This window comes from Nonomuraea sp. NPDC050547 (genome assembly GCF_044457345.1).
Lineage (GTDB): Bacteria > Actinomycetota > Actinomycetes > Streptosporangiales > Streptosporangiaceae > Nonomuraea.
In genome coordinates this window covers 286016-310412 of record NZ_JBITGW010000009.1, presented here as the reverse complement: position 1 = coordinate 310412, position 24397 = coordinate 286016, and the positions used below count along the sequence as shown (strand labels likewise).

Annotated in this window: 24 protein-coding genes, 1 tRNA gene and 1 pseudogene; 6 read left to right on the top strand and 20 right to left on the bottom strand. The window is 69.9% G+C overall.

Annotated features, from left to right (window positions below):
• Nucleotides 1-250: 250 nt before the first annotated feature.
• Complete coding sequence (locus ACIBHY_RS24160) at nucleotides 251-745, bottom strand: flavoprotein (protein WP_397247831.1); 495 nt, start codon at nucleotides 743-745, stop codon at nucleotides 251-253.
• Between the two features lie 95 nt (nucleotides 746-840).
• Here ACIBHY_RS24160 and ACIBHY_RS24155 point away from each other — a divergent pair, with 95 nt between their 5' ends.
• Nucleotides 841-1311, top strand: coding sequence for an NUDIX hydrolase (locus ACIBHY_RS24155; RefSeq protein ID WP_397307742.1), 471 nt, complete (start codon nucleotides 841-843; stop codon nucleotides 1309-1311).
• Here ACIBHY_RS24155 and ACIBHY_RS24150 read toward each other — a convergent pair.
• From ACIBHY_RS24150 to ACIBHY_RS24140, 3 genes are all read right to left on the bottom strand, one after another.
• Nucleotides 1286-2767 carry a hypothetical protein gene (locus ACIBHY_RS24150; RefSeq protein ID WP_397307741.1) on the bottom strand — a complete coding sequence of 494 codons (1482 nt, stop codon included), beginning with the start codon at nucleotides 2765-2767 and terminating at the stop codon, nucleotides 1286-1288. The two genes, ACIBHY_RS24155 and ACIBHY_RS24150, sit on opposite strands and share 26 nt — an antisense overlap.
• A 32-nt stretch (nucleotides 2768-2799) precedes the next feature.
• Complete coding sequence (gene htpX / locus ACIBHY_RS24145; protein WP_397247825.1) at nucleotides 2800-3651, bottom strand: zinc metalloprotease HtpX; 852 nt, start codon at nucleotides 3649-3651, stop codon at nucleotides 2800-2802.
• Nucleotides 3652-4220: 569 nt separating this feature from the next.
• Complete coding sequence (locus ACIBHY_RS24140) at nucleotides 4221-4712, bottom strand: YajQ family cyclic di-GMP-binding protein (RefSeq protein WP_184958497.1); 492 nt, start codon at nucleotides 4710-4712, stop codon at nucleotides 4221-4223.
• A 227-nt stretch (nucleotides 4713-4939) separates the two neighbouring features.
• Here ACIBHY_RS24140 and ACIBHY_RS24135 point away from each other — a divergent pair, with 227 nt between their 5' ends.
• Both ACIBHY_RS24135 and ACIBHY_RS24130 read left to right on the top strand, forming a co-directional pair.
• Nucleotides 4940-5272 carry a cupin domain-containing protein gene (locus tag ACIBHY_RS24135; protein WP_397247823.1) on the top strand — a complete coding sequence of 111 codons (333 nt, stop codon included), beginning with the start codon at nucleotides 4940-4942 and terminating at the stop codon, nucleotides 5270-5272.
• Nucleotides 5273-5362: 90 nt separating this feature from the next.
• Nucleotides 5363-5444: transfer RNA gene (locus tag ACIBHY_RS24130), tRNA-Tyr, on the top strand.
• Between the two features lie 129 nt (nucleotides 5445-5573).
• Here the strand turns inward: ACIBHY_RS24130 and ACIBHY_RS24125 are convergent.
• From ACIBHY_RS24125 to ACIBHY_RS24085, 9 genes and pseudogenes are all read right to left on the bottom strand, one after another.
• Nucleotides 5574-5717 carry a hypothetical protein gene (locus ACIBHY_RS24125; protein ID WP_379615318.1) on the bottom strand — a complete coding sequence of 48 codons (144 nt, stop codon included), beginning with the start codon at nucleotides 5715-5717 and terminating at the stop codon, nucleotides 5574-5576.
• Between the two features lie 12 nt (nucleotides 5718-5729).
• Entirely contained in the window at nucleotides 5730-6176 is a 447-nt protein-coding gene (locus ACIBHY_RS24120; protein ID WP_397247821.1) for a hypothetical protein, read from the bottom strand.
• Nucleotides 6177-6189: 13 nt separating this feature from the next.
• Nucleotides 6190-7038, bottom strand: coding sequence for a hypothetical protein (locus ACIBHY_RS24115; protein WP_397247819.1), 849 nt, complete (start codon nucleotides 7036-7038; stop codon nucleotides 6190-6192).
• 350 nt (nucleotides 7039-7388) lie between these two features.
• A complete protein-coding gene (locus ACIBHY_RS24110; RefSeq protein ID WP_397307740.1) occupies nucleotides 7389-8897 on the bottom strand; it encodes an NADH-quinone oxidoreductase subunit N in 1509 nt (502 codons plus the stop codon).
• The gene (locus ACIBHY_RS24105; RefSeq protein ID WP_397307739.1) at nucleotides 8894-10513 is read right to left on the bottom strand and encodes a NuoM family protein; all 1620 of its coding nucleotides are present in this window, start codon (nucleotides 10511-10513) and stop codon (nucleotides 8894-8896) included. The genes ACIBHY_RS24110 and ACIBHY_RS24105 overlap by 4 nt, the downstream gene beginning before the upstream one ends.
• A complete protein-coding gene (locus ACIBHY_RS24100) occupies nucleotides 10510-12444 on the bottom strand; it encodes an NADH-quinone oxidoreductase subunit L (RefSeq protein WP_397307738.1) in 1935 nt (644 codons plus the stop codon). The genes ACIBHY_RS24105 and ACIBHY_RS24100 overlap by 4 nt, the downstream gene beginning before the upstream one ends.
• 212 nt (nucleotides 12445-12656) lie before the next feature.
• Nucleotides 12657-12941, bottom strand: a pseudogene (nuoK, locus tag ACIBHY_RS24095) (NADH-quinone oxidoreductase subunit NuoK); the annotation flags it as partial.
• On the bottom strand, nucleotides 12941-13534 hold the full coding sequence (locus ACIBHY_RS24090; RefSeq protein WP_397247811.1) for an NADH-quinone oxidoreductase subunit J: 594 nt from the start codon (nucleotides 13532-13534) through the stop codon (nucleotides 12941-12943). The gene ACIBHY_RS24090 and the pseudogene nuoK, both read right to left, overlap by 1 nt.
• Nucleotides 13531-14691, bottom strand: a complete 1161-nt coding sequence (locus ACIBHY_RS24085) for a 4Fe-4S binding protein (protein ID WP_397307797.1) — start codon at nucleotides 14689-14691, stop codon at nucleotides 13531-13533. Before ACIBHY_RS24085 ends, ACIBHY_RS24090 begins: the two co-directional genes overlap by 4 nt.
• A 313-nt stretch (nucleotides 14692-15004) precedes the next feature.
• Here ACIBHY_RS24085 and ACIBHY_RS24080 point away from each other — a divergent pair, with 313 nt between their 5' ends.
• Nucleotides 15005-16189, top strand: a complete 1185-nt coding sequence (locus ACIBHY_RS24080) for a serine/threonine-protein kinase (RefSeq protein ID WP_397247809.1) — start codon at nucleotides 15005-15007, stop codon at nucleotides 16187-16189.
• A gap of 15 nt (nucleotides 16190-16204) precedes the next feature.
• Here ACIBHY_RS24080 and ACIBHY_RS24075 read toward each other — a convergent pair whose 3' ends face one another.
• Genes ACIBHY_RS24075 through ACIBHY_RS24045 form a run of 7 tightly spaced genes read right to left on the bottom strand, consistent with a single transcriptional unit; the run spans nucleotide 16205 to nucleotide 22668 of the window.
• The gene (locus ACIBHY_RS24075; protein WP_397307737.1) at nucleotides 16205-17794 is read right to left on the bottom strand and encodes a hypothetical protein; all 1590 of its coding nucleotides are present in this window, start codon (nucleotides 17792-17794) and stop codon (nucleotides 16205-16207) included.
• Nucleotides 17791-18732 (bottom strand): NADH-quinone oxidoreductase subunit H, encoded by a 942-nt coding sequence (locus ACIBHY_RS24070; protein WP_397247805.1) that lies wholly within the window; start codon nucleotides 18730-18732, stop codon nucleotides 17791-17793. The genes ACIBHY_RS24075 and ACIBHY_RS24070 overlap by 4 nt, the downstream gene beginning before the upstream one ends.
• 5 nt (nucleotides 18733-18737) lie before the next feature.
• On the bottom strand, nucleotides 18738-19259 hold the full coding sequence (locus ACIBHY_RS24065; protein WP_397307736.1) for an NADH-quinone oxidoreductase subunit C: 522 nt from the start codon (nucleotides 19257-19259) through the stop codon (nucleotides 18738-18740).
• Nucleotides 19256-19765 carry an NADH-quinone oxidoreductase subunit B gene (locus ACIBHY_RS24060; protein WP_379615455.1) on the bottom strand — a complete coding sequence of 170 codons (510 nt, stop codon included), beginning with the start codon at nucleotides 19763-19765 and terminating at the stop codon, nucleotides 19256-19258. Before ACIBHY_RS24060 ends, ACIBHY_RS24065 begins: the two co-directional genes overlap by 4 nt.
• A 58-nt stretch (nucleotides 19766-19823) precedes the next feature.
• A complete protein-coding gene (locus tag ACIBHY_RS24055) occupies nucleotides 19824-20912 on the bottom strand; it encodes a M48 family metalloprotease (protein WP_397307735.1) in 1089 nt (362 codons plus the stop codon).
• A gap of 18 nt (nucleotides 20913-20930) precedes the next feature.
• Entirely contained in the window at nucleotides 20931-21302 is a 372-nt protein-coding gene (locus ACIBHY_RS24050; RefSeq protein WP_379615344.1) for an NADH-quinone oxidoreductase subunit A, read from the bottom strand.
• A 19-nt stretch (nucleotides 21303-21321) separates the two neighbouring features.
• Complete coding sequence (locus ACIBHY_RS24045) at nucleotides 21322-22668, bottom strand: glutamate-1-semialdehyde 2,1-aminomutase (protein ID WP_397247799.1); 1347 nt, start codon at nucleotides 22666-22668, stop codon at nucleotides 21322-21324.
• Nucleotides 22669-22780: 112 nt separating this feature from the next.
• On the opposite strand from ACIBHY_RS24045, the gene ACIBHY_RS24040 reads away from it, so the two are divergent.
• Both ACIBHY_RS24040 and ACIBHY_RS24035 read left to right on the top strand, forming a co-directional pair.
• A complete protein-coding gene (locus tag ACIBHY_RS24040; RefSeq protein ID WP_397307734.1) occupies nucleotides 22781-24241 on the top strand; it encodes a polysaccharide deacetylase family protein in 1461 nt (486 codons plus the stop codon).
• 33 nt (nucleotides 24242-24274) lie between these two features.
• Nucleotides 24275-24349 carry a putative leader peptide gene (locus tag ACIBHY_RS24035; RefSeq protein WP_376773454.1) on the top strand — a complete coding sequence of 25 codons (75 nt, stop codon included), beginning with the start codon at nucleotides 24275-24277 and terminating at the stop codon, nucleotides 24347-24349.
• Nucleotides 24350-24397: the final 48 nt, after the last annotated feature.

Sequence of the window (24397 nt, the reverse complement as noted above, 5' to 3'; positions counted from 1 at the left end):
CGCGCTGCCCCCGCCACCCCGGCCCCCTGTGGACACCGCGCCACGACTCACCCGCGCACCTGTGCCCTCGTGCGCCCGCGCCAAGGCGCCCAACCACCCACCTGGCGTCCCAGGCCATCGGCTCAGCCGCCACCTGGCCCCAGACCCCCGCCTGCCCGCTCCCCTCGGGCCAACGGCCCGCTGGGTCGCCCTCCGCTGGTCAACCGCTCGTCTGCGGGCTGCGCGGTCTGGGGTGGCGGGCCGTACCGGGTCAGAGGGGTTGGTTGAGTTCTCTCAGGGCCAGGTCCCAGGGCTGGGTCTGCTGTTCGCCGTCCGATCCCGCCACCACCACGACACCCTCGGCCCGCAGGCTCTCCACGCTCCGCACGAACGGCGCCCGCGCCGACAAGGCCGCGTTGACGAAGGTCAGCACCACCACCGGGATCCCCAGACCGGGCGCCTCGGCGAGCAGGCCGAGCGCGTACGAGTCGGTCATCCCCTGGGCGAACTTGTTCACGGTGTTGAAGGTGGCCGGGGCGACGATGATCGCGTCGGGTCTGGGCGGCTTGGGTTCGTGGGGTTTGCGGTAGCGGCTGCGCACGGCCCTGCCGGTCTGGAGTTCCAGCGCGGGCACGTCGATGAAGTCCAGGGCCTGCGGGGTGGCGACGATCTGGACGTCCCATCCGGCGTCTTGGGCCAGTTCGACCAGGCGGCCGACGTCCGAGGCGGGCGCGGCGGCGCAGACGATGACGTAGAGGACCTTCACCAGGCCAGGCTAGTTGCCCGTCCGGTTCGCGATGCATCGCCGACCTTGAAAGGCTCGGTCGGCTTACGTGGGAAATGCGGCTTAGGCTGTCGGTCGTGACGAAGATCCCGCTGCGCCGGTTCACCGGACGCGCACTCCCCATCAATGACGAAGGCCGGGTCCTGTTGCTGCACGGGTTCGATCCGGCCAGGCCGGAGCAGCCGTTCTGGTTCACGATCGGCGGCGCGGCCGAGCACGACGAGACGCTGCTGGACGCGGCGGTCCGGGAGCTGTACGAGGAGGCCGGGATCACGGCGCCCGCCGGCGAGTTCACCGGGCCGCTGACGACCGGGACGATCTCGTTCGACTTCGGCGAGTACGCGATCACGCAGGACCAGACGTTCTTCGCGGTACGGGTGACCGGCGCGGAAGTCTCGTTCGAGCACATGGAGGACATCGAGAAGGACACCACGCTGGGACACCGCTGGTGGAGCGTGGAGGAGCTCGAGGCGACGGACGAGGCCTACTTTCCCGCGGACCTTCCGGCCATCCTTCGCAAGATCACACTGGACGGAGAATCCGGGTAGCTCCGGCGATCAGCGCGGTGGCCAGGATCCACCCGGCGACGATCAGGCCGTACGCCAGCCCCTGGGTCCAACCGGCCGGATCGAACAACTCCCGTTGCCCGAAGGTCGCGATCGGCAACAGCAGGTCGAAGGTGTAGGCGAACGCGTCGAACGCGGGCGCTTCCGCGGGCTTGAGCGCTCTGGGTGGGTTCAGAGCGAAGACGACCGTGCCCACGACCAGCAGCAGGACGAACCAGATCGAGGCCAGCCAGGGGCGGTAGCCGTACCCGACGGTGATGTCGAGGAGATTGCCCCAGATACGGCCACTGAGCGGGAAGGTACGGCGGCGCGCCCGCAGCTTGGCCAGCTGGGTACGGCGGGCCAGATGCTCGTTCCCGTCGCGCAGGCACCACGCGGCGAGCTGCTCGTACGGCTGCGGCCGGAAGCCCGCCGGATCCCGGCCGGCCCAGTCGATGCGCCTGGTGACGCCGCTGCCGCGCAGCGCTTCGTAGACCAGGCCGTTCAGGCGGAGTTTCTCCGGCCAGGTGTCAGGGTCGTCGCGGAGCGTGCCGACGCGGGAGTGGGCGAGGCTGACGACGCCCTCGATGGGTTCGGCGGGCTTCAGGACGAGTTCGCGGACCTCCATGTGGCTGGCGTGCAGCGCGTACGGCGTGTCGGGGCTGTGGATGGCGCCGGTGATCGACAGGGTGCCGTTGACCCGGGCGCCGCGCAGCCGTACGACCCCGAAGGCATGGAAATCGCCCTCGAAGATGTCTTCGACCGTGATGTTGTCGGCGGCCAGCGCGTCCTTGCCGGGGTTGCGGATGGTGGCGTTGTTCATGAACAGGCCGCCGTTGAGCCGCGCCCCGACCAGGCGCAGGCCGCCGGTGATGTCGGCGTTGTTGAGGTACAGGCCTGCGTCGACCACCATCGCGCCCGACCACAGCGCCCACTCGTCCGTGGTGACGATCTTCGTGCCACCGAGCCAGAGACCGCTCTCGAACACCGCCCGCGCCACCCGGACCGCGCCGGTCACGATCGAACCCGACAAGCTCATGTGTCCGGCCACCCGCATGCCGCTGCCACGCAGTCCGGGCAGGTGGCAGTCGGTGAACCGCATCGTCTTGGTGGTCGCTCCCGCGCAGTCGACCGGTTCGTCCAGGTGGCAGCCGCTGATCGCGAGCTCGTATGCGGTGTTCGCCCCTCTGAGGGCGATCTGGCCGGTGATGCGGGCGCCGCGCAGCCGTACGGCGGGGGCGGTGCCCGCGGCGGGTTCGTGGGCGCCGAGGAGCAGGGCCGAGATCACCTCGCCGCGCACGGTGCGCTCGGGGCCCCACGTCTCGCCGTCCGTGGGCGCGTTTTCGCCGGCGGTGCGGCCGGGGCCGGTGATGGGGTCGGCGAACTGGGTCCACGCGCCCGTCTCGAAGGCCTTCCAGACACGTTGCTCGGCCGCGTTGAGCCGCATACGTAACCCCATGATCCAATTGTGCACCACCGGGTGCCGGAACCTCAGCGCCGATATCCCGCCATTCGCTCCAGCCTCGCCACGCGCTGCGAGGTGGGCGGGTGGCTGGAGAACATCCGGCCGAGTCCCGATCCGCTGAACGGGTTGGCGATCATCAGGTGCGAGGCCGAGGTCAGCCTGCTGTTCTCGGGCAACGGCAGTCGCCGGGCGCCCATCTCGATCTTCCGCAGCGCCGAGGCCAGAGCCAGCGGGTCCCCGGTCAGCCGGGCCGCCGACTCGTCCGCCTGGAACTCGCGTGTCCGGGAAATCGCCATCTGCACCATGCCGGCGGCGACCGGGCCCAGCACCATCATCAGCAGCGCCCCGAGGAACCCGGGGCCCTCATCGTCGTCCGAGCCGCCGAAGAACACCGCGACGTAGCTGACCCAGGTGATCATCGTGGCCAGCGCCGCCGTAACGGACGAGAGGAGGATGTCGCGGTTGTACACGTGTGACAGCTCATGCCCGATGACCCCGCGCAGCTCCCGCTCGTCCAGCAGCCGGGTCAGCCCCCACGTCACGCAGATCGCCGCCCGCCGGGGGCTCCTGCCCGTGGCGAAGGCGTTCGGCTGGGCCGTGGGCGAGATGTACAGCCTCGGCATCGGCTGCCGCGCCTCCGTGGACAGCTCGCGCACGATCTTGTAGAGCGTCGGCTGCTCGACCTCACCGACCGGCCGGGCCCGCATGGCCGACAGCGCGATCCGGTCGGAGAAGAAATACGCGACCCCGGAACTTCCCAGCGCCATCAGCAACGCGACCTGGAGCCCGACCCTGCCGCCCACCCAGGTGCCCACGACGAGGATCCCTGCCGACAATCCGCCAAGTAGCACGGCAGTGCGCACACCATTGCGACGCAAGGCTCCCCCTTCCGTGGTCTGGGTTCACCAGCTCCAACGTCCATCCCCCACCCCAACGTTCCCGCCCCACCATCCCGCACGCCGTTCCGGAAATCTCCCGTTCCCCGACTTGACCGGACATTGAGGACGCTGACCTGCACAAACCAGAAACCCACCAACCAGTCAGGGGGTACGGCATGCGGTCAGGGGGCCTGTCAACAGGGGTCCAGTCCGGCCGAAGCAGTCCTTGGCCAGAGCAGCACGCCGCGATCCATCCCGGAGCGGCACAAGCTTCGGCCACAGCGAGCACAGCCCGTGGCCTCGACAGGCACGGGGCGGCGCGGCGCAGGTTTCGGCCAGAGCGGCACGTCCCACAGCCCTGCCAGCCACGGCACGAGGCGGAGCGGCGCTGGGCCTTGCCCGGAGCGGCGCGGCTCGCATGACAGGCGGGGTTCCGCCCGGCGCGGCTTCTCGGGGAGGTGTGGTGCTTGGGTCGCCCGCAGTGGCCGGGGCCCGCGAGATGGCGGAGGCGCCCGCCGTACCTGAAGGGGCGGGTGAGCGGCTCGGGGCACGGCGTGCCCCGAGCGTCGCTAGCGGTAGTTCACGAACTGCAGGGCTACGTCGAGGTCCTTGCCCTTGAGCAGGGTGATGACGTCCTGCAGGTCGTCCTTCTTCTTGGAGCTGACCCGAAGCTCCTCGCCCTGGATCTGCGCCTTGATGCCCTTGGGGCCCTCGTCGCGGATCAGCTTGGAGATCTTCTTCGCGTTCTCCTGGTCGATGCCCTCCTTGAGGGCGATCATCATGCGGTACTCCTTGCCCGACAGCTTCGGCTCGCCGGAGTCAAGGATCTTCAGGGAGAGACCCCGCTTGATGATCTTCTCCTTGAACACGTCGAGGGCGGCGTTGGCGCGCTCCTCGCTGTTCGCCTTGATCTCGATGTTCTGCTGGCCGGACCAGCTGATCGAAGCGCCGGTGTTCTTGAAGTCGAAGCGGTGCCCGATCTCCTTGACTGTCTGGTTCAGCGCGTTGTCGACCTCCTGATGGTCGATCTTGCTGACGATGTCGAATGACGAGTCTGCCAATGCCCGAAACCTCTCAGACGGGCCAAGTCACGGCGGACTCGGCCTTCTTCACTCTCGATAGCCCGCACGGGCGCCGCGGCCCGATAGTCCTTGATAAGCCTGACAAGCCTAGCCAGCATCCGCGCGCGGCGCTCTGCCGGTCAAATGTCGTTTACCCGAGCCTTGGCCGGGGAGATGGGGGTGAGCTGCGGGAATACCCACGACCAGGATGGTGAGAGGTGGAACCTTTGAACAAGCAGTCATTGACCGCGGTGGCCCGCAACCAGCTCGAAACCGCGCGTGTCGCCTCAAGCGGCCGCTCCGCCACCACCCTGTACGGCGGGCACGAACAGGTCCTACGCCAAACCATGATCGCCCTGGCTGCCGGATCCCGCATGGACGACCACAACAATCCCGGCGAAGCCACCCTGTACGTCGTGTCCGGCCGGGTCAGGCTCCTGTCCGACGGAGTGTCCTGGGACGGGATGACCGGGGACCTGCTGATCATTCCGCAGGCCGTACACGCGGTCGAAGCCGTGGAGGACTCAGCCGTCCTCCTCACCGTCGCCAAGCGCCACTGACCCGCGACCACAAGCAGGACATTCTGATGTCACGTCCACCTCGAAAGTCCGCTATTCTTCTACCTGTCGCCGCGCAAGCGGGTCTGACAAGGCAGGTTGCCCGAGTGGCCAATGGGAGCGGACTGTAAATCCGTCGGCTTAGCCTACCCAGGTTCGAACCCTGGACCTGCCACACGCAGTACGAAGGGCCTCTGGTCTGCGCCTACGCGCACCAGGGGCCCTTCGCTTTGGTCGGCGGAGTCATGGCCTGCCGCCGGGTGGCGCCCTCCTGGCCATGCGTCCGCTGGGTGTCGCTTGTCGGTCAGAACTTGGCCGTGGTCAGCAGCCAGGACTCGACGGTGCCGTCGGGGGCTCCCGCGAGTGCCTCCGACTGCAGGGCGAACGCGGCGGCGCCGCCCACGAGAATGCCAGCGATGATCGTACGACGTGAGACTGATTCGGACATGAGTGTCCTCCGTTAGCGGATCTGTTGACGGATGAGGTTGAGTACGTCGGCGTCAACATGGCCCGCGGCGTGCCGCAGGAGTTCCTGGAGTGTGCTCGATTCGGGGTCGGCCAGCAGGACCATACGCCGATCGGCCGACAGTTCCAGCGCGACGACGCGCGGGGCCACCTTGGCCCGTGCCACGCGGCCGTGCGAGGTGTCCAGACCGGTCACCTCGATCCAGCGGAAGCCGAGCCTGCCCTCGTCCGGTGGCTTGAGTCCCTCGTCGACCCGCAGGCCGTCCACCGCCGTCACCACCGCGGAGCGCGCGGATCTGTCGAGGGTCCAGCTCGGATTCGGCCGACCTGAGTAAATCTCGACTGTCGCCACGCTCGGCGAGTCGCCCTGGGCATCAGAATTGCCGCAGGCGAACATGGACAGCGAAACTCCGATCACCGCGAGAACAAGCCGGACAGCCACTGGAACTCCCTGACTAGTTGATAGTGGACCGCGGATTCACCCGGGGATAGATGTACGGAGATCCGTCCACTGTATACGGGCCCCGGTTGCATGTCACCGGATTGGTAATGGCCAGCCCGGAATTGTCGACGTTCGTCGCCGGTGTGCTTCCTGGTTTGTGCGCCCAGCGCTGGAGGCTGCCGGAGTAATCGGCGATCCGGTGGTAGAAGTGAAAGTCCTCCCCCGGCCAGATGCAGAGATAGCTGACGAACCTGTCGTCGTTGCAGGCGCTGGTGTAGCCGTCGCGGAACACCGCCGCCTTGATGTTGGCGATGGTCAGCGCGGTGAAGACGCTGCCGGTGCCGCGGCCGGGCTGGGCGAAGGTGCCGGTGGCGAGACTGGAGGCGAAGTTGTAGCAGTTGTTGGTGGGGCGGCGGGTGCCGTTCCAGAAGGTGTTGAGGTCTGCCCAGGTGGACGACCAGGTCGCGCAGGCCGCGATCTGACCTGCGGCCCCCGATTCCTGCTGTGCCGACGGGGTGCCGATGGTCAGGTCGGCCACGTCGCCGACCTCGGGCGAGATGGTGGCCTGCGAGCCGGGGGTGTGTAACAGCCAGCGTTCCGTGACGTCCGACACCCGCAGGCCGGTGGCCTCTCTCAGGCGGAAGCTCGGTGGCAGGCCGGATGCGGTGAGGCGTTCCTGGCTTGACCGATCGGCGGTCACGACCATTCCGCGATATCCCAGCTTGGACTCGACGTCGTTGACCGGGCGCAGCCCGGAACGATTCGCCTTGAGCCGGTCGATGAGTTCGCGTTCTTCGCGTGCCGTGAGCTTCCAGTGCGGATTCGGACGTCCAGAAAAGACGTCGAGTTCGATGTGGAGCATTGCCTCTCCTCCGCGATCGTTGATTCCACAGAGAAGTTAACAGGCAAGCAAGCACCTGGAAAGACACAAAATTCAGGCCGAAGGCGCCGCCACAGGAAATTCAATTCAAATTGAAACTTCCATTAACCGTTCGGCCATATTTGTAAACCCCGCCGAAAAGGGGTGCGCGCTCTAAAATACCTTCCTGCGTGGTGCGCCTTCTCATCAGGTGAGCGATGGAGCGGTCCCGTGCGACCAGGTTGAGCAGGCGGGACGTGACGGCCGCGAAGTGATCATCAGCGTCGACCTGTCAGGCGGCGACCTTTGGTTTCGGTCGGCCATTCGCCCCGTGTGCTCGCTGTGCCAGGGTGTCAGCCCGTCAGCGTGGTCAGGGTGAGAACCAGTTGCGGGGCCGCGGAGAACAGGACGGCGACCGCCAGGGTGGCGGCGACGGCGACCCAGGTGGCCGGGTGGATCCGGGCGGGTTCGTGGACGGGAGCGGCGGCCGGGGTGACGATGCGGGCGGTCCAGGCCACGTAGTAGTACAGGCCGATGACCGTGTTGACGGCCATGACCACCGCCAGCCAGCCCAGGCCGCCCTCGACGATCTCGCGGAAGACCACGACCTTGGCGAACAGCCCCGCCAGGCCGGGCGGCAGGCCCGCCAGGCAGATCAGGCAGAAGGCCAGGGCGATGCCCGCGACCGGGGTACGGAAGGCCAGGCCCCGGTAGTCGTCCAGTTCGTTGCGCGGGGCGCTCCGGGAGACGAGCATGACCACGGCGAAGGCGCCCAGGTTCATGGCGGCGTACAGGACCAGGTAGGCCATCGACGCCGCGATGGCGGCGCCCGATCCCGCGGCGATGGCCAGCGGGGCGAGGATGTAGCCGGACTGCGCCACCGAGGACCAGGCGAGCAGGCGTACGGCGGAGCGCTGGCGCATGGCCAGCAGGTTGCCCGCGGTCATGGTCAGGGCGGAGAGGATGGCGATCAACGGCGACCACGTCGCCGCCTGGCCCCGCAGGGCGGCCACGAGGACGAGGATGAGGCCGGCGAACCCGGCGGCCTTCGAGATGACCGACAGGAGCGCGGCGACGGGGATGGGCGCGCCCTGGTAGACGTCGGCGGCCCAGGAGTGGAACGGGACGGCGGCGATCTTGAACGCGAAGCCCGCCGTCACGAGGACCACGCCGACCGCGACGACCGCGGGCAGCGCGCCGGAGGCGCCCGGGGCCGGGAGCTGGCCGCTCAGCGTCGCGGCCAGGCGGTTGAGGTAGACGGTGCCGGTGATGCCGTAGAGCAGGGAGACACCGAAGAGCATGATGGCGGTCGAGACCACGGACACCACGAACAGCTTCACCGCCGCCTCCGAACCGCGGCCGTCGTAGCGTCTCAGCGCCGTCAGGGCGAAGACCGGCAGGGAGACCAGTTCGAGCGCGACCACGAGCATGATCAGGTCGCGGGAGGCGGGGAGGGCGACGGCGCCCACGAGGGTGCAGAGGAGCAGGAAGTACCACTCGCCGACCGGGATGCCACCGCCCGCGAGCTCGGTCATCGACAGCAGCACCACGACGACCCCGGCCACCAGGGCCAGACCGGCGAAGACCACGGTGAAGTGGTCGACGACGAAGGAGCACATGGGAGTGGGGCCGGTGTTCAGGGTCTCCGGGACGCAGAACGTGGACAGCCCCTGGGCCGCCGCCGGTGCCTGGGCCACCACGAAGGCCAGGGCGGCCAGCAGGCCGGTCAGCGTGATGAGGCCGAGCGCGGCGCGTACCCGGCGGGTCGCGGGCAGGAAGGCGTCGAGCAGCAGTACAAGGCCCGCCACCAGCGCCAGGATCAGCGGGGCCGCGATGGCGAAGTAGTCGATCGACTGGATCACGACACGACCCCCAGCAGCGCCTCGACGGCGGGTGTGGTGAGCGAGAGCAGGAGGCCGGGCCAGAGGCCGAACAGCAGGATCAGCACGATCAGCGGCACCCAGGCGGCCATCTCGTAGCCGCGGATGTCGGGCATGCGGGACAGCAGGCCGATCCGCTCACCGGACTTCTCCAGGCGCGTGTCGGCGAGCTCGTCGGACGGGCCGGGTGCGGGTGAGGGCGCGGCCCTGCCGCCGGGCAGGCCGTGGGTCACGCGGGAGAGCATGACCAGGAAGTACGCGGCGGTCAGCACCGCGCCGAGGCCGCCGATGACCATGAACGTCAGGAACAGCGGCCGGGACAGCGCCTCGGCCGGGTCGAAGGCGCCCAGCAGCGCGAGCATCTCACCCCAGAACCCGGCGAGGCCCGGCAGCCCGAGCGAGGCGATGGCGGCGAACGTCAGCACCGAGCCCAGGTGCGGGAGCGTGGCGAGCATGCCGGTGATCGAGGGCATGTCGGCGGTGGAGTAGCGCTCCTTGATCGCTCCGGCCAGGAAGAAGAGCAGGCCGGTGATGAGGCCGTGGGCGACGTTGGCGAACAGGGCGCCGTTGATGCCCACGGTGGTCAGCGTGGCGAAGCCGAGCAGGACGAAGCCCATGTGGCCGACGGAGGAGTAGGCGATCATCCGTTTCAGGTCACGCTGGGCCAGGCAGGCCAGGGAACCGTAGATGATGCCGACCACGGCCAGCGCGCCCAGCCACGGCGCCAGGGTGGCGGCGCCCTCGGGCAGGACCGGGATGGCGATTCTGGCGAAGCCGTAGGTGCCCATCTTGAGGAGGACGCCGGCCAGCAGCACCGAGCCGACGGTCGGCGCCTCGGTGTGGGCGTCGGGCAGCCAGGTGTGCAAAGGCCACATCGGGGTCTTCACGGCCAGGCCGATGCCGACCGCCAGGAACGCGATCACCTGGACCGCCCTGGACATTCCCGCGCCGTGCCCGGCGGCCAGCTCCACCATGTCGAGCGTGCCCGCCTGCGCCCAGATGAGCAGCAGGCCCAGCAGCATGACGACGGAGCCGAGCAGGGTGTACAGGATGAACTTGATCGCCGCCGCCCGGCGGGCCTTGCCGCCCCATACGGCGATCAGGAAGTACATCGGGATCAGCACGATCTCGAAGAACACGAAGAACAGCAGCAGGTCGAGGGCCAGGAAGGTGCCGATCATGCCGACTTCGAGCACCAGCAGCGTGAACACCAGCGCCCTCGGCCGGCCGCCGCCCGCCCTGGGGCGTAGCAACTGGCCCTGGCCGCGGCCGTCGCCGACGCCCAGGTAGACGAAGCACAGGAAGGTCAGCAGGGCGGTCAGCGCGACCAGCGGCAGCGAGATCCCGTCGACTCCCACATGGAACCTGAGTCCCAGGCCGGGGATCCACGGCAGGTCGAGGGTGAACTGCATGCGGGCGGCCTGGCCGTACTCGAAGGTCACCACCATGATCGCGGCCAGCACCAGGACCGCGCCGGAGACCGCGAGGCCGTAGAGGCGCAGCGTCCGCCGCAGCACCGGCGGGGGTGCGAGCAGCGCAAGAGCGCCCAGCAGAGGTACGGCCAGCAGTGCGACAGGCAGCCAGCTGAGCCCGCTCATGCGAACATCACCGCCCCGACGACGATCAGGAGCACTCCGGCGAGTACGCCGCTGACGTAGAGCTGCACGTTGCCGTTCTGCGCGAGGCGCAGGACCCCCGACAGGCCACGGGCCGTGCGGCCGGAGCCGCGCACCGCGCCGTCCACGACCCGGTCGTCGGTGCTGACCACCAGCCGGGACAGCGCGAGGATCGGACGGACGAACAGGGCCGCGTAGACGGAATCGACGTAGAAGGCGCGCTCGCAGGGGACGCGGAACGGCCCGAGGATGCGCGCGGGGTCGGCGACCGGATCGCCGCGCCAGAAGGCGTAGACGACTCCTGCGCCGAGCAGCGCCAGCACCACGCTGATCGTGGCCACGCCGGCGTCGAGGTGGAGACCGCCGGCGAAGCCCAGCAGGAGGGCGGGGACCGCGAGCAGGACGATGGGGATCAGCATCGTCCGCGGCGCCTCGCGGGTGTCGACCACGTGCGCCGTGCCGGGCTGCGGCTCGGGCAGGGCGATGGTCCGCGCGGGTCCGAAGAACGTACGCAGCCAGGCACGGGCCGAATAGGCGCCGGTGACGACGACGGTGGCCAGGGCGCAGGCGTAGAGCAGGAGCGCGGCGGCGTCGGTGAGGGTGGCACCGCTGACCGCCCCGTCCATGGCCAGCAGGAGGCTGTCCTTGCTGAAGAATCCGCTGGCCGGTGGCAGGCCCATGAGGGCGGCGAAACCGATCGTGGTCGCGGCGAACGTGACCGGGAGCTCACGGCGCAGGCCGCCCATCTGGCTCATGAGATTGGAGCCGACGTGGTGGATGACCGCGCCCGCGCACAGGAACAGCAGCGCCTTGAACGCCCCGTGCGTGAGCAGGTGGAAGATGGCCGCGTGGTCGGAGCCCGCGGCCAGGCCGCCGGCCATGTAGGACAGCTGGCTGATCGTCGAATAGGCGAGCACGCGTTTGAGGTCGTCCTGGGCCAGCGCGGCCAGGGCGGCGCCCAGCATGCCGAGCGCCGCCATGACGGCCAGCACGTCGAGCGTGGGCCTGGCCCCGAGGAACGCGGGGAAGAGCCTGGCCACGATGAAGATGCCCGCGGCGACCATGGTGGCGGCGTGGATCAGCGCGCTGATCGGCGTCGGACCGGCCATGGCGTCGGGCAGCCAGGTGTGCAGCGGCACCTGGGCGCTCTTGCCCGCCACCCCGGCCAGCAGCAGCATGGTCGCCGTGACCAGCGTGGCCGTGGACATCTCGGGCACCTTGGCGAGCACGTCGGCGATGCGGAAGCTGTCCGCCGAGATGCCGAGCACGAAGATGCCGAACAGGAAGCCGACGTCGCCGAGGCGCGTGACCAGGAAGGCCTTCACGGCGGCCCTGGAGTTGGCCCGGTCTTCCCACCAGTGGCCGATGAGCAGGTAGGAGCACAGGCCCATGACCTCCCAGCCCACGTACAGGACCAGCAGGTCGCCGGAGTAGACGACGAGCAGCATGGCGCTGGTGAACAGGCTGATGAAGGCGCTGTAGGACGGGTAGCGCCGGTCGTCGTGGAGATAGCCCACCGAATAGACCTGTACGGCCAGCGCCACCAGGGTCACCAGGACGCCGAGGACACCGGACAGGGCGTCGACCTGGAGGGTCAACGTGATGGGGACCGTACCGGTGACGATCGTGCCGTAGTCGGCGCCGACGGGGGCGGCCGCGCGTCCGGCGAAGAAGGCGAAGCCCTGAGCGGCCGCGAGCCAGAGCGCCAGAGCGGCCGAGAGCGCGGTGGGAAGGACGGCGATCCAGGCCGCGCGCCGGTTGTCGCCCCGGTGTGGCCGCCCTGCCGCTTCGGCGCCCTCGGGTCGGCTTGCCTGCGGCCTTCCCGGCCGACGGGACAGGAGCAGGCCCGCAAAGGCCGCGAGGAACGGCAGAGCCACGATCAGCAGAGGGAACGGCGAGGACGTCGTGGTCATGCGTTGCCTCCTCGCCTGGCGGGGTGACCGGGGCGGCCCACGCCGTCGCCCTGGTCGGAGGCGCCGTTGCCGCGTGCCGTGAGCTGGGGTGAGGTGACGGTGCCGAGTTCGGCGGGCTGGTGGTCGTCGGCACGCCCGCCGTTGCCGCCGCCCGCGCCGTTGTCGCCGTCGGCGGTGGTGTCCGGGCCGGCGGGTTCGGCGAGGTCGCGCAGGCGGTCGAGGTCGACGCTCTGGCGGTTGCGGAAGAGCGCGAGCACGATCGCCAGGCCGAGACCCAGCTCGGCCGCCGCGATCACGATGATGAACAGCGTGAGCACCTGACCGCTGTGGAGCACGTCGGCCAGCCACATGTCGAACGCGACCAGGTTGATGTTGACGGCGTTGAGCATGAGCTCGACCGACATCAGCACGAGGATCGTGTTGCGTCTGGCCAGCACGCCGTAGACGCCGATGGAGAAGAGCAACGCGGAGACGACCGCGGGGTACACGATGTGCACTAGGGCCCCCCGGGACCTTCAGCCGGAGCCGGATCGCCGCCGGCCTCGTCCGCGGACGGCGGGGCGCCGCGGATGTCGGTGCGGGACAGGACGATGGCGCCGATGAGCGCCGCGAGCAGGAGCACGGACAGCGCCTCGAACGGCAGCACCCACGTGCTGAACACGCTCGCGCCCAGCTCGCCCGCCGAGCCCTCACCCGGCTTCAGCGGCGCGTAGGCCGTACGGAAGCCGTCGATCACGACCGTGACCAGGACCGCGGCCGTCGCCAGCGCGACGACGGCGGCCACGACGCGGTTGCCGCTGTCGAGGTCGGCCGAGCGTCCGATGGGGGCGCGCGTCAGCATGATGCCGAACAGCAGCAGCACCACCACCGCGCCCACATAGATCAGCACCTGCACCCAGGCGACGAACTCCGCGGTCAGCACCAGATATCCGCCGGCCAGCGCGCCGAAGCAGACGACGAGCCAGAGGGCGGCGTGGACGAGCTGCTTGGTGGTGACGACAAGCAGCGCCGATCCGACGGCCACCGCGCCCAGGAGCAAGAACACGACTTCTTGCGTGGTGGGTGGCAGGAAGGGCGCCGCCTCGGTCACGAATCCTCCTCGGACTCCTGTGTCTCGTCGGACTGCGGCTGCCCAGGCGGACGGATGGACCGTGGATCGGCCATCCGCCGCCTGCGCGGGCTCGCGGCAGAAGTCTGCTCCCCCGAATCGGACGGCCGCGACGACTCGCCCGAACCTGTGGACAACTCGTCATCGGATTGCTCGCCTGTGGACAACTGCCCGCCCTCGGGCTCTGCGGGCCCCGGCTCTGGCGTGCCGTCAGGGGGCGCGGGCTCGGCGGGCGTGTCCTGTGCGGGCTTCGCTTCTGGGGTACGGCCGGCGGGGTCGGGCAGCGCGCCGGGGGGCCGGATGCCGCGGACGTTGGTCGCCGGCCTGCGCGGACGACGGCCGCCGGGCTCTTGCGCCGGTCCGGTCGCTCCTGTGGGCGAGCTGCCTGTGGAGGGAGCGCCTGTGGCCGGTTCGTCTGTGGACGCGTCGGTTGCCGGTGCGCCGCCTGTGGACGTTGTCTCGGTGCGCGAAGCCTCCGTGGGCGTTGCCTCGGGGAGGGAACCCGTGGGCGTTGCCTTGGGGAGGGAACCCGTGGGCGTTGCCTCGGGGAGTGAACCCTCTGGGGACGGTGCCTCTGGGGCCGGGCCCTCTGTGGGGGCTGCGGCTGTGGAGGTTGCGGCTGTGGAGGTTGCGGCTGTGGGGGTCCGCTCGGCGGGCGTTTCCGCGGCGGACGAGTCTTCTGTGGGTTTTTCTCCGCCGGTGCCCTCTGGGGGCGGTTTCCTGGCTGGGGTGTCGCGGGTTCGGCGGGGCGCGGGGGTGTCTGAGGGCGCCGGTCTGGCGGAGGGGCCTGCCGTACCGGATGGGCGGCGTGGAGCCGCGGTCAGCTCCTTGGGAGGCTCCGCGCCCGCGTCGTGGGCGGGCGGCGGCGGGACGGTCTCGACCCATGTCCCGAGCTGCTCCTTCTCGTGGAGAAGGTTGCGGATGTCGCCCTCCGCGTACTCGAACTCGGGTGACCAGAACAGCGCGTCGAACGGGCACACCTCAATGCAGATGCCGCAGTACATGCAGAGGGCGAAGTCGATCGCGAATCGGTCGAGGACGTTGCGCTGGCGGGGGCGGCCGCCTTCCGGCGCGGGGAGCGTCTCCTTGTGGGAGTCGATGTAGATGCACCAGTCGGGGCATTCGCGGGCGCACAGCATGCAGGAGGTGCAGTTTTCCTCGACCAGCGCGATGACGCCGCGGCTGCGGGGCGGGAGGGCGGGTTTGACCTCGGGGTATTGCCGCGTCACGGATCTGCGCAGCATGTGGCGCAGGGTGATGGACAGCCCTTTTGCCAGCCCTACTCCCGGTATCCGCACCATGGTTCAACATCATGACGCACTATGCGTCTGAGGTGAATGAGCCAGACTGTTGTCCCCAGTTTTTCCACAGACATCCACAGGCTGTCCCCGAGTTATCCACAGGAGAGCCGCCCCACCTCGCCCTGTCACCCCCGACCGATAGTGTTCCGGCATGCCACACCCCCACCCCGCCCGCCCCAGCGCCGGGATCTGGGCTGCCTTCGTGGGTTGGGCGATCCTCCCCTTCATCAGTTGCGGCCTGGCCACTCCGCTCACCATCGGCTTCGCCGCCTTCTGGCTGCGCAGCACCTTCCACGCGATCGCCGCCGTCGTCTACACGGTGTTCGTGGGCTCGTTCCTGATCACCATCGTGGGGTACGAGGAGTTCGAGCAGATACCCGACCCGATGCGGTCACTGATCACCATCGGCTTCGGCATCAGCTGGCTGGGCGGCGTGATCCACAGCGGCATCCTGGTTCCCTTCATGGCCAAGGCCCGCCTCAAGCCCCCTCTGGACCTTCACCAGCGGGTCACGACCCCCACCTACCATCCGCCGCCCGGCCACACCGGCTTCCAGAGCCAGCCAGGACATCCCGCCTGGATCGGGCATTACCGCGTCCTCCACCTGCTGGGCCGCGGCGGCCAGGGCGCGGTGTATCTGGCGACCGCGCCCAACGGCAACCGGGTCGCGGTCAAGGTCCTGCACGACCTGGTGGACGAGACGGCCCGCGCGCGGTTCGCCCGCGAGGTCGACTCGGCGCGCAGGGTGGCGACCTTCTCCACGGCCAGGCTCCTCGACGTCAACATCACCGGCCAGCACGCCTACATCGTGAGCGAGTACGTCGAGGGACCGTCCCTGGAACAGCTGGTCAAGAAGCACGGTCCGCGCGATCAGGACAGTCTGGTACGGCTCGCGTTATCCACAGCCGGTGCATTGGCGGCCATCCACAAGGCGGGCGTCGTCCACAGGGACTTCAAGCCGAGCAACGTCCTGATCGGCTCGGACGGCCCCCGGGTGATCGACTTCGGCATCGCCAGAGCGCTGGATCAGGTCACGGTGACGCAGGGGAAGATGGTCGGGACGCCTCCGTACATGTCGCCCGAGCAGCTGACGGGTGAGGCGGTGGGTCCGGCTTCCGACGTGTTCAGCTGGGCGGTGACGATGGTGTTCGCCGCCACGGGGCGTCCGGCGTTCGGCGAGGACACGGTTCCGGCGGTTTTCAACAGGGTGCTCACGGTTCATCCGGATCTGTCGCCGCTGCCGCCTGCGTTGCGCGGGGTCATCGGGTCGTGCCTGAACAAGAAGCCAGAGGAACGGCCGTCGGCCTCCGACGTGATGCTGGCGATCGTGCACTGACCGGGTCCTCCGGTGTCACGTGGTGGCGTCGGCGGAGTCCGCGGTCAGGGCCAGGTATTCGTCGTGGGTGAGGGTGCGGATCTCCAGGGGGAGGTTGTGGCGGGCGGCGAACCGGTTGACGTGCTCGGGTGACCAGGGGCCTGGGAGGTGGTGGACCGGGTGCCCGTCGGCGGCCAGGACCACCAGACCGGCCAGGTCCCGGTGGCGGTAGAGGAACAGCCGGGCGGCGAACCCCTCGGCCCTGCCCTCGGGCTCCGGCCTGTCGACGGGGTTCGACGGCGCCTGGGCACCGGGGGTCTCTTCCACGCGAGCATCGGCGGCCGGTGCCGCCCAGGCGCCGGAGCCGGGTGCCGGAGTGGGTGCCGGGTTCGGGCTTGAGGAGTGCGGCACCGCCGAAGCGTCGGGGGTGAGGGTCGCCGGGGTCTCGGCGTGCGGCGCCCCAAGGGGAACGCCCTCTGGGGAGGGTGCCGGGTCGGCCGGGGAGAGTGTCGGGTCGGCCGGGGGCGGTGTCGGGTCGGCCGGGTAGGGCGCCCCGAGGGGCTGCGCGTGGTCGGCCTGCGCTGCAGGAGAGGGAGTCACCGCTGGTGCGGTAGTGGGTGGCAGGTCCGCAACCGGAGAAGGTGGCGGATCCGCGGGCGCGAGGGAAGCGGGCGCGGGGGAAGCGGGCGCGGGGGAAGCGGGTGGGGAGGGCGCGAGGGAAGTGGGCGCGGAGGGGGTGGTGGGCGCGGAGGGGGAGGGCGGGATCCAAGCGGGCGCGGAGGGCGCGGGCGCCGGGGAAGCGGGCGCGGGCGAAGCGGGTGGGGAGGGCGCGGGCGCCGAGGAAGCGGGCGCGGCTGCGGGGGAAGCGGGTGGGGAGGGAACGCGTGTGGGGGCGGTGCGTGTGGGGGCCGTGGGTTGGGAGGGGGTGGGGTGGGGGGTTACGGGGAGGGCGGTCAGGGTTTGGGGGCCGCGGTTGATGTACAGGATGCCGGACGTCAGCTTGAGGTGCAGGCCGCCCACCGACCCCACCATCGCCCCCTTGCGCACGCTCCGCCGCGTGAGGCGCTCGCGCACAGGCGCCAGGAACAACAACAACGGGCTGAACAAGAAGATCAGCCACTTGACCTCGACGACATCGATCAGCATGCGCCCGATCGCCGAGAACCCCCGCCACACGTACCAGAACCCGTTCGACGTCAGGTAGATCATGATCCCGAGGGCCGCCACCCCCAGCCCGATCGCCACCGGCCTACGCCGACGAGCGGCCGGTGCGGGCGGGACGCCGGCGATGCGCCTCCAGCCAGGCGCACGGGCGGCCAGCACCGCCCGGACCCGGGCGGCGGGGGCGTCGAGCGCCGCGTGCAGAGGAACGCCGCCGGCCCGCGCGAAGGCCGAGACGCCTTCCCAGTCGCCGGGCAGGTCGGCGAGGACGAGGCCGTCCTGGTCGAGCACCGCCAGGCCGCTCACGGTCCGCTCGTAGGCGGGCAGGCCGTTGGCGCCGACGGTCGTCTGCTCGTAGCGGTAGTGGAGGAGGGCGGCGGGCGTGAGCCGTACCGGGGAAGGGGAGATGAGGAGCTCGCCTGAGGACCAGGACAGGACGGTGAGGCCGGAGCGCAACTCGCTCAAAGCAGCACCTTCACGACCCCCGTCAGCGCGAGCTGGACGAGGGCCAGCGGCACCAGCCCGACCCAGGCCAGCTTCTGCAGCTGGTCCTCGCGCAGCCGGGGGAAGCTGACGCGCAGCCAGATCACCACGAAGGCCAGCAGGAACACCTTGATCAGCGTCCAGATCCACCCGGCCAGGAAGGGGCCGTGCCAGCCGCCGAGGAACAACACGGTGGTCAGGAAGGAGAGCACGACGATGCCCGCGTACTCGGCGAGCATGAACAGGGCGAACCGCATCCCGGTGTACTCGGTCATCGGGCCCATGATGATCTCGGACTCGGCGATGGGCATGTCGAACGGCGGGCGGCGCAGCTCGGCGAGACCGGCGAGGAAGAAGACGACGCCGCCGACGGCCTGCCACGGCAGCCACCACCACTGCCACTGGTCAAGGATGCCGGGCAGCGAGAGGGTGCCCGCGGCCATGGCGACGGAGGAGGCGGCGAGCACGAGCGGCAGCTCGTACGACATGAGCTGGGCGGCCGAGCGCATGCCGCCGAGCACGGAGTATTTGTTGGCCGAGGCCCACCCCGCCATGATCGAGCCGAGCACGCCGATGCCCATGACGGCCAGCACGAAGAACAGGCCGAGGTCGAGGTTGACGCCGAAGCCGTTCTTGTCGATGGGGATGACGATCAGCACGACGAGGTACGGCACGAGCGCCACGCCAGGGGCGATCATGAAGACGCGGCGGTCGGCCGCGGCCGGGATGACGTCTTCCTTCTGGGCGAACTTGACCCCGTCGGCGATGAGCTGGGCCCAGCCGTGGAAGCCCCCGGCGTACATGGGCCCGAGCCGTGACTGCATGTGCGCCATGACCTTGTGCTCGGTCTGTCCGATGATGAGCGGCAGGAGCAGGAACACCGCGAGGATGACGGCGAAGCGCAAGATCACGTCAAGCATGTGGCCTAACCTCCAGTGCCCCAGTCGGCGGGTACTCCGGGTGGGAGGATCTTACGGCGGCCGGGCGAGGACTCGCCGGGTTCCTTGGCGCCGGGCCAGGCCTTGGCCACGCGGGCGGCCAGGATGAAGTCCTTGCGCAGCGGGTGGCCCTCGAAGCCGTCGGGCAGGAGCAGCGGCACGAGGTAGGGGTGGTCGTCGAAGGTGACGCCGAACATCTCGTACGTCTCGCGCTCGTGCCAGTTGGCGCCCCGGTAGACGCCGACGGCCGAGGCCAGCCGCGGTTCGGCGCGTGGCACCCAGGTGCGCAGCAGGAGCCGGGCGCGTTCGGCGGGGTTGTAGACGTGGGCGACGACGGAGAAGCCTTCCGGCGGGTCGTCGACGCCGGTCAGCCAGTCGAAGAACTCGTAGCCGAGTTCGTCGCGGGCGTAGGTGAGGGCCTCGGTCCAGTCGGCGGCGGCGACGTCGACGGTGTGCTCGCCGTACGACTCGCTGAGCTGGGCCCGCTCACCCCAGGAGGAGAAGCTCACACGTCCTCCTTGTGGGCGCGCGACCAGATGTAGCGGTCGCTGAGCTTCTCCCCCGCGATCTTCTCCTGAAGCTTCATGATCCCGTAGAGCAGCGCCTCGGGCCTGGGCGGGCAGCCGGGCACGTAGACGTCGACGGGGATGATCTGGTCGACGCCGTTGGTGACGCAGTAGGAGTCCCAGTAGGGGCCGCCGGAGTTGGAGCAGGCGCCGAAGGAGATCACGTACTTGGGGTCGGGCATCTGCTCGTAGAGCCGCTTGACCGCGGGCGCCATCTTGTCGGTGACGGTGCCCGACACGATCATGAGGTCGGCCTGCCTGGGCCCGTTGGCGAACGGGATGACGCCGAACCTGATGAAGTCGTGGCGGCTGGTCGAGGTGGCGATGAACTCGATCGCGCAGCAGGCCAGGCCGAAGTTGAACACCCACAGCGAGTAGCGCCGCCCCCAGTTGAGGATGAACCGCATGGGCTTGGGAGCCAGCCGCGAGATCGGCCCCACGGTGGGCATCGGAAGATCGGCCATGTTGACCATTCTCGCGCGGGTGGCGGCGGAAGAGTAGAGCCCCCTACATGTACAGCGCGGCGCGGGCGTTGTCGACGATCTCGCTCGCGATCCGCCGCGCGGCCTCGTCGAGCTCGCGGTCGATGGGCTCCATCCGTGGCGCGCGCACGATCGGTTCGGTGTACGGCCGGCAGGCCAGCAGGTCGCGGCGCAGGTGGGTGGGCGGATGGGTGGTGTCCACGCGCGCCTCCTGCTGCCGCGCGGTGCGGCGGCGCCGGTCGCGCTCGTCCTCCGGCACCTCGGCCACGTAGGACCTGACCGCCGCCCACAGGTCGCCGCGTACCTGGTGGGCCTGGGTGCCGAGGTAGTCGGCGAGGTGGGGCAGGGCCCAGAGCCCCTTGTCGATCGAGGTGAGCGCGGCTTGCGACCCGGCCACGCGCAGGGAGATGAGGTCGGCCCGGTATTCGGCACGCTGCGTGGCCCGGTGGGTGATGCGTTCGAGCGCCGTGTGCGACCAGCCGGCGACCAGCCGCAGCGGGGCCACGACGATTTTGCCGAAGGTGATGGTGTCGCCGTCCAGCCTGGCGGTCTCGCGCAGTTCGGCCAGCGCGCCCAGCGCGGAGCCGACGACGAATCCGTGCCGGGTGTCCTGGTTGACCGAGTGGGCGAGCTCGTGCCCGAGCATCGCGATCCGCTCCTGCGGGGTCAGCGCGAGCCAGAACGGGTAGCCGAGTTCCAGGAAGCGCCGGCGCAGCAGGCCGTAGGTGCCGTAGGCGGCGTTGACCTCGCCGGTGACGACGATCATGTGGGGGCGGGGCGCGCCCAGCGCCGCGGCGATCTCGTCCACGAGCCGGAAGAGCTCGGGCGCGTCGGTACGGCCCAGCGCCACCCCGTCAGGCAGTTTCCCCGGCCGCGGCGCCATGAGCCATGCCAGCCCGAGCGCCCCGGCGCCGAGGATGATCCCGATGAACCCGGGCCGCGTGATCAGCCAGATCCCGGCGGCGACGAGGGCGAGCGTCAGCAGGTGCACCAGCAGCGCGGCGGCGTAGGAGGCCAGGCGGGCGAGGCGGCCGCCGGTGGCGGAATCGTCGCCGGCCTCGTCGTGAAGTCCTTCGGCCGTCGGCGTGCGCGGCCGGTCCCGCCATGACGTCATGGGGCACTGTATCCGGGGCTAGGTCCAGGTCAGGACGCGCTTGCGCCAGGCGTACAGGATGCCGAGGGCGATGAAGCCGAGGAAGACGAACATCTCCACGAGCGTGGTCATGCCGTAGCCGGGGGCGGCGAAGACCGTGGCCCAGGGGAACAGGAAGACGGCGTCGACCGCGAAGACCACGTAGAGGTAGGTGAAGACGTAGTAGCGGATCTGGGACTGGGCCCAGCCGTCGCCCACCGGGTCCACACCGCATTCGTAGGTGGTCAGTTTCTCCGCGGTCGGGCGGGTGGGGCGCAGGAGGCGGTTGGCCATGAGCGCGCCGGCCACGATGGCCACGCCGATGAGCAGCAGCGCGGCGACCAGAGCGTAGTTGCCGTAGTAGCCGTCCATGGGCTGATCGTAACCGCCGTCAGCGCACCCGGCGAGGGGCGGCGCGGCTGCGGAGGGCGGGGGCCACCGGGGCTCCGTTCAGGAAGCGGTCGATGCCGTCCTCCAGGGCCTTGCCGTACACGAGCAGGGCGGCGCGCGCGGCCTCGACGGTGAGTTCGATGTCGTCGGGCGTGTGCGCGGCGGAGACCACGAACGACTGGCACAGGACGCCGTGCCGCAGGAGTTCTTGCAGGAAGAGCGTGCGGAACGGCTGTGACGGCTGCCCGGCGGCGTCCTTGGTGGTGAAGATCAGGCAGGAGGGGCGGCCGACGACCGCGACGTGGTCGGCGACGCCGAGTTCGCGGGCGGCGGAGTTGACGCCGTCGGCCAGCGCGCGCCCGCGTTCCTCCATGACCGCCACGGGGTCGTGCTCGGTGTAGGCGCGGATGACCGCGCGCAGGGCGGTCAGCGACACCGTCTCCGCGCCGTGGGTGGACGACAGCAGGAAGACGCGGTCCCGGTCGGTGCGCAGGCCGCCGAGCTCCATGACCTCGCGGCGGCCGGTCAGCGCCGAGATGGGGAAGCCGTTGCCGATGGCCTTGCCCCAGCAGGCGAGGTCGGGGCGGACGCCGTAGAACTCCTGGGCGCCGGGGTAGGCCCAGCGGTACCCGGTGATCATCTCGTCGAAGACGAGGAGCGCGCCGCGTTCGGTGCACAGGGCGCGAACGCCTTCGAGGAAGCCGGGCTCCGGCTCGGCCAGGGCGGTGGCGGCCTCCATGATGACGCAGGCGATCTGCCCGGGGTGCCGGTCGAACAGCGCGCGCAGCGAGCCGACGTCGTTGTAGGCGAAGCGGAGGGTCTGCTTCCTGGTCGACTCGGGCACGCCGGCGTTCATCTCCAGCGCGCCGACGAACCAGTCCTCGGTGGCGAAGAACGGCTGCGCGCAGACGGCGACCAGGTCGCGGCCGGTGTAGGCGCGGGCCAGCCGGACGGCGCCGGAGGTGGCGTCGGAGCCGTTCTTGGCGAACTTCACCATGTCGGCGCCGGGCAGCGGGGCGAGGAAGTCCTCGGCGGCCCGCAGTTCGAGCTCGGTGGGGCGGCTGAAGCTCAGGCCCTGGTCGAGCACCTCGCGCACGGCGTCGAGCACCGGCCGGTACGCGTGCCCGAGCGTGACCGAGCGCAGGCCCATGCCGTACTCGACGAAACAGTTGCCGTCGGCGTCCCACACCCGCGCGCCCGATCCGCGCACGAGTACCGGCGCCATGCCCTCCGGATACTGGTCGTCGCCGCGCGCGTACGTGTGCGCACCACCCGGCACCAGGTCATGGAGCTTGCGCTGCAGAAGGGTTGACTGGATGAACCCCGTAGACGGTCCTAGATCCCGCACCCATCACATCGTAGGCACGCAACTCCTTTACGTACATACCCCGCTAAAGGCTCGACTCCAAGATTCCCAAGAGAAGGTAAAGCGCTAAAAGGGCCCCCATAGCCTGGCCCGCATGCACAAAATGCGATTCTTCGGAGGAATCGCGCTGATTGCCGCATTCGTCGCCGGTTGCGGCATGACCACCGCCTCCCCCGAGGGCGACCACAAGGTCCCCGCAGAGCCGACGAAGATCGATTTCGTGACCCCGTCGGCGGTCAACGGGCTCGTCACCAGGACCCTCGGCGAGGGGGACGGCGGCGGCCGGTACGTGCACATCACCTACCCCGAGATCAAGGGAGCCGACCCGCTCAACGACAAGGTCAGGCAGGAGGCGGAGCGCCAGCTGCGCGCCTTCCGCGAGTCCACCGTCAAGCACGGACCGGCCCCCCGGCCCGAGCTCAACGTGGACTGGCAACTGCCCGTCGCCTCCGACGCCGCCATCGCCGTACGGCTGCGCACCGGCGAGTTCTACGGCGCCAACTGGGGCAACGCCAACCGGACGATCTGGTACGACGGCCGGACCAAGCAGGCCTTCCCCTCCACCGGGCTGCTCGACGGCGAGGCGGCGCTGGGCGGGCTGGCGGAGAAGGTGAGCCGGCGGCTGGAGGCCCGCGGGTCGGGCGGGGTGGGGGCGAATCCCGAGCTGTTCGACTCGATGGCCTTCAACCGCGACGGGGATCTCGTGGTGGAGTTCGACGACTGCCAGGTCGGCGCCTGCTCCTTGGGGAGGGTGGCGGAAGCCGTACCGGCCGCCGAGGTGGAGCCGCTGCTGTCGGCGGCGGGACGGCGGGCGCGGGAGGCGGCCCGCGCGGCCGCGCCGCCGACGCCGGAGACCACGCCGAAGGTGACGCCCACGCACAGCCCGGAGGCGACCAGCAACCAGGCGGGCACGGTCGACTGCGCGAAGACGAAGTGCGTCGCGCTCACCTTCGACGACGGGCCGGGGCCGCACACGGCGATGCTGCTTGACACGTTGCGCGACGCGGGGGCGCGCGCGACGTTCTTCACGGTCGGCGTCAACGCCGCGGCCCGGCCCGACCTTCTGCGCCGGATGAGCGGCGAGGGACACCTGGTGGGCAGCCACAGCTGGGCGCACCGGGACCTGTCGAAGCTGTCGAGCAGCAAGATCGCCGACTCGCTGATCCGGACCCAGGACACGTTGACGGCCACGCTCGGTGAGCGGCCGACTCTGGTCCGGCCGCCGTACGGAGCGATCAGCAAGGATGTTGTGGCGGTTTCGAAAGAGCTGGGGATCTCGCTCGTCAACTGGGACGTCGACACCCGCGACTGGCGTGACAGGAAGGCGGGGGTCGTGGCCGAGCGGGCGGTCAAGGGCGCGCATCCTGGGGCGATCATCCTGATGCATGACATTCACCGCACGACCGTTGAGGCGGTTCCGGACGTCCTCAAAAAACTCCACGGGAAGGGTTACACCTTCGTCACCGTTCCAGAGTTGTACGGCTCTGCTGGGATGCAGGCCGGACGCCTGTACCCGTCGGGGGCCAGCGGTGCACGCAAGCAACCCCTGACGTAGCCTGAGCTTTGGGGGGACGTATAGTTGGCGCTCGTGACCCGAACCACCCTCTTCGCCCGCCTGCACGTCGATCTCGGCAGGCTCGCGTCCGGGCTGTGTCACCCTTAGTCGTTCTCCCCCGCCACCCCTAACTTTCAACGCGTTTACCCGCATTGT

What these genes read in the sequence shown, in the direction of transcription:
- ACIBHY_RS24070 (WP_397247805.1), bottom strand. Translation starts at nt 18,732, where the DNA reads ATGCTTGACGTGATCTTGCGCTTCGCCGTCATCCTCGCGGTGTTCCTG.
- ACIBHY_RS24040 (WP_397307734.1), top strand. Translation starts at nt 22,781, where the DNA reads ATGCACAAAATGCGATTCTTCGGAGGAATCGCGCTGATTGCCGCATTC.
- ACIBHY_RS24105 (WP_397307739.1), bottom strand. Translation starts at nt 10,513, where the DNA reads ATGAGCGGGCTCAGCTGGCTGCCTGTCGCACTGCTGGCCGTACCTCTG.
- ACIBHY_RS24050 (WP_379615344.1), bottom strand. Translation starts at nt 21,302, where the DNA reads ATGGACGGCTACTACGGCAACTACGCTCTGGTCGCCGCGCTGCTGCTC.
- ACIBHY_RS24100 (WP_397307738.1), bottom strand. Translation starts at nt 12,444, where the DNA reads ATGACCACGACGTCCTCGCCGTTCCCTCTGCTGATCGTGGCTCTGCCG.
- ACIBHY_RS24115 (WP_397247819.1), bottom strand. Translation starts at nt 7,038, where the DNA reads ATGCTCCACATCGAACTCGACGTCTTTTCTGGACGTCCGAATCCGCAC.
- ACIBHY_RS24055 (WP_397307735.1), bottom strand. Translation starts at nt 20,912, where the DNA reads ATGACGTCATGGCGGGACCGGCCGCGCACGCCGACGGCCGAAGGACTT.
- ACIBHY_RS24060 (WP_379615455.1), bottom strand. Translation starts at nt 19,765, where the DNA reads ATGCCCACCGTGGGGCCGATCTCGCGGCTGGCTCCCAAGCCCATGCGG.
- ACIBHY_RS24085 (WP_397307797.1), bottom strand. Translation starts at nt 14,691, where the DNA reads ATGCTGTGCGCCCGCGAATGCCCCGACTGGTGCATCTACATCGACTCC.
- ACIBHY_RS24125 (WP_379615318.1), bottom strand. Translation starts at nt 5,717, where the DNA reads ATGTCCGAATCAGTCTCACGTCGTACGATCATCGCTGGCATTCTCGTG.
- ACIBHY_RS24150 (WP_397307741.1), bottom strand. Translation starts at nt 2,767, where the DNA reads ATGGGGTTACGTATGCGGCTCAACGCGGCCGAGCAACGTGTCTGGAAG.
- ACIBHY_RS24080 (WP_397247809.1), top strand. Translation starts at nt 15,005, where the DNA reads ATGCCACACCCCCACCCCGCCCGCCCCAGCGCCGGGATCTGGGCTGCC.